Origin of the sequence: Actinocrinis sp. (genome assembly GCF_035653575.1) — a bacterium.
In the GTDB taxonomy this organism is placed as follows: domain Bacteria; phylum Actinomycetota; class Actinomycetes; order Streptomycetales; family Catenulisporaceae; genus Actinocrinis.
The window spans coordinates 1-3297 of sequence record NZ_DASRBQ010000130.1; the positions used below are offsets into that span (position 1 = coordinate 1).

Annotated in this window: 3 protein-coding genes; all 3 read left to right on the forward strand. The window is 69.0% G+C overall.

Annotated elements, in window-relative coordinates:
- Positions 1-405: 405 nt before the first annotated feature.
- Positions 406-690 carry a hypothetical protein gene (locus tag VFA06_RS18860; RefSeq protein WP_324841938.1) on the forward strand — a complete coding sequence of 95 codons (285 nt, stop codon included), beginning with the start codon at positions 406-408 and terminating at the stop codon, positions 688-690.
- Between the two features lie 276 nt (positions 691-966).
- Positions 967-2397: an MFS transporter gene (locus VFA06_RS18865; RefSeq protein WP_324841939.1), complete on the forward strand. Its 1431-nt coding sequence runs from the start codon at positions 967-969 to the stop codon at positions 2395-2397.
- Between the two features lie 50 nt (positions 2398-2447).
- Entirely contained in the window at positions 2448-2897 is a 450-nt protein-coding gene (locus VFA06_RS18870; RefSeq protein ID WP_324841940.1) for an SRPBCC domain-containing protein, read from the forward strand.
- The last annotated feature ends 400 nt before the right edge of the window (positions 2898-3297 follow it).

A 3297-nucleotide genomic window follows, 5' to 3' on the forward strand; every position in this document is an offset into this window, starting at 1 on the left:
ACGTCCGGGGTGCTGCGGGGATCGCGTAAGCGTGACCGAAGACCACCTTTCGTCGCGGATGCTGCGGTAACTGCCCGTCCGGCACAGTGCGGGGCGGGCGATCTCGACGGTGTGACCCTTCCCTTCTCCTCAGATTCCTACTTGCATGTACTGCCGATGCCTGCCGGGACCCCGTTCACCTGCTCGGGCCCCGGCACGTCGCATCGTCCTTCAGCGGCCACCGATCCTGCTGGCGACCATCCTGCCGATCTAACTGCTGCGGGCAGTTCATGTCTGCCACGCTCACCAGACTTCGTACTCTCGCAACAACAGTAACCCTACCCGAACCGCAAGCAGATATCTACTCCGGCTACACCAGATTTTTTCGACCCCCGACAGTACAGCTCATCTGAGCGCGTTGGACGCGTGCCGCTCAAACGTGTCGATCTCTGCGATGGACGGCAGAGATTCGGCTGGGGCGACGTTGGGCGCGCGGAGGACGTGCTCGGTCAGACGCAGACAGCGTTGCCCCACGAAGGCCTGATGAAGCAGGCCAAAGGCGTACTGGCGCTGGGCGGCGAGCTCTCGATCGAGGACGCTGGACTGGCCATGCGCCTGCAAGTCCACCTGCGCGGCAAGCCGGTCACCGATGTCTCGCGTCCGCTCGTGAGCGAGAGGGTCCCGGTCGAGCAGGTAACGGAACACGGGTAGACAGCCATGCCCGGGATGGTGTCCCATGCCGCCGGCTTAGGGTTCAAGTGCCGCAGGGGCGGACGCCGTCGAGCGGATCGGCGATCGCGAGCACGGCGTCCGGGGAGATCTGACAGAGGGCCACCACCGATCGGCCTGGTCGTTCAGCCTGCCGTGCAGCTAGGGGAAGGCGCGGCGAAAAAAGATTCGCGCCGAGCTGTCCGTCCCGTGCCCGGCTGTTCGTCACTGCTCTAGACCCGCCCCGAGGAGGCGGCACCGTCTGAAGGAGCACAACCGATGACGAACATCCCAACACCGTCCACGACCCGCCTGCGCTGGGTGCTGGGCCTGATGTCGACCGCGTACTTCATGGTCGTGCTCGACTCGCTCGTCGTGATCACCGCGCTACCGCAGATGCAGCGGGACCTGCACGCCGACCTCGCGTCCCTGCAGTGGACGGTCAACTCCTACGGCATCGCGTTCGCCGCGGGGATCATCACCGCCGCGGCGCTCGGCGACCGGTTCGGGCGGCGGCGCGTCTTCAACCTCGGCCTGGCGCTGTTCACGCTGTCGTCGGCCGCGTGCGCCCTGGCGCCCGACATCGGCGTGCTCGTGGCCGCGCGTACCGTGCAAGGGCTCGGCGCGGCCGTGGTCATGCCGCTGAGCCTGACCATCCTCACCACAGCGTTCCCTCCGCAGCGGCGCGGCCTGATCGTCGGGGTTTACGGCGGCCTGGCCGGGCTGGCCGTCGCGGCGGGCCCGATCGTCGGCGGCGTGGTCGCCGAACGCCTCGACTGGCACTGGATCTTCTGGCTCAACGTCCCGATCGGCCTGGTCGCCCTGGTGCTCGGTGCGCGGCTGCTGCCGGAGAGCCACGGCGTGCCCGAGCGGCTTGACCTGGTCGGCGTCGGGCTGGTCAGCGGCGGCGTGGTCAATCTGGTGTGGGCGCTGGTCCGGACCGCTGGCCTCGGATGGTCCAGTCCAGAGATCCTGTCGACACTCCTAGTCGGCGCCGCGCTCCTGGCGGCCTTTGTCGGATGGGAACGGCGGACCGGCGAACCGATGGTGCCGATGCGCCTGTTCCGCAACCAGGCCTTCGCCGTCGGCAACCTGACGACGTTCCTGATGTCCGGCGCCACGTTCGCCGCGGCCTTCCTGGTCACCCAGGAGTTCCAGTTCGCGCGCGGGTACTCGCCGATCGCGGCCGGCGTGCGGCTGCTGCCGTTCTTCGGCACGCCGATGGTCGTCTCGCCGATCGCGGGCGCGCTCTCCGACCGGATCGGCCGGCGGCCGATCATGCTGACCGGCCTCGCGCTGCAGGCCCTCGGCTACGCGTGGGCGGCCGTGCGCGGCTCGCTGGCCACAAGCTGGGTGGAACTCGTCGTCGCACTGCTCGTCGCGGGCATCGGAATCTCCATGGCGCTGCCGACGGTGCCCACGGCCGTCCTCAGCGCGGTCGCCGAACACGAGATGGGCAAGGCGTCCGGCGTCAACTACATGGCACAGCGCTTCGGTGCGGTCTTCTCGATCGCGATCGCCAGCGCGGTGTTCGCCGCCCACGGCCACCTCGGCGACCCGGCCTCCGTGACCGCCGGGTTCCGTCCGGCGCTGTGGTCCTGCGTGGTGTTCGCCGTACTCGCCGCACTGACGGCGTTCGCGATCACCGGGCGCCGGACTGAGGCGCACGCCGACACTCCCGCGGCCGACGACGTCTTCGTCGCCGCCTGAACCCGACTCCCGCATCCAACGCTGACACCGAAAACCGCGAGGACACGACAATGCCCGACATCCTGCACCGCATCAGCATCGACGCCCCGACCGAGCGCGTGCACGACCTGATCGCCACCACCGAGGGCATCGCCCGCTGGTGGACCGGACGGCCACTCGACGGCTACACCGCAATCGGCAGCCGCTTCGGCGTCTACTTCGCCAACGCAGAGAAGCCGGCCGCGGTCATGGAAGTCGTGGCCGACACGCCCGACGAGATCACCTGGCGCGTCGAGCAGGGCCCTGACGCATGGCTCGACACGCTCATCACCTTCGCGCTGCGCCCGCACGGCGACGACGGCACGACACCGCTGTTCACCCACACCGGCTGGCGCGAGGCCACCGAATTCATGAGCGGCTGCACCACCAACTGGGGCGCGTACCTGACCAGCCTCAAGGCCGGCGCCGAGAGCGGCGAGTTCGCGGCGTACCCGAACGGCGAGATCAGCCGCTGGGGCTGATGGGGCTGAGCGCAACGCGTGTCCCCGCCAGCAGTGTGCTGGCGGGGACACGCACGCATCGGCTCTGCGCTCTCGCGACCGATGCGAACATCAGTATGCGGCGAAAGGCTGTCGGGAAAGGATGTGTAGGTGTGCCGCAGCCGGCGGAACGTGACGTCCCGCGGCGCGCAGTACGCCCACAGCCGGGCGCGGTTCCATTCCCCGCGCCGCCAGTTGTTCTGGTTGAGCACCGCGCCGACCGGGGTGGTGAACAGCAGTCCCGCGGGTCCGAGCGGGTACTGGGAACGGTGCAGCCGCAGTTCGGTGGCGGCCAGGGTGGTAGTGGCAGGGTGCGTATTCCGGCTTTGCTCTTGGGCGGGGTGAACACCGCGAAGGCGCTCCGCTCCGGTCGACCGGCCGA

Excerpts from the sequence above, each read along its gene's own strand:
- VFA06_RS18865 (WP_324841939.1), top strand. The coding sequence starts at position 967 with ATGACGAACATCCCAACACCGTCCACGACCCGCCTGCGCTGGGTGCTG.
- VFA06_RS18870 (WP_324841940.1), top strand. The coding sequence starts at position 2,448 with ATGCCCGACATCCTGCACCGCATCAGCATCGACGCCCCGACCGAGCGC.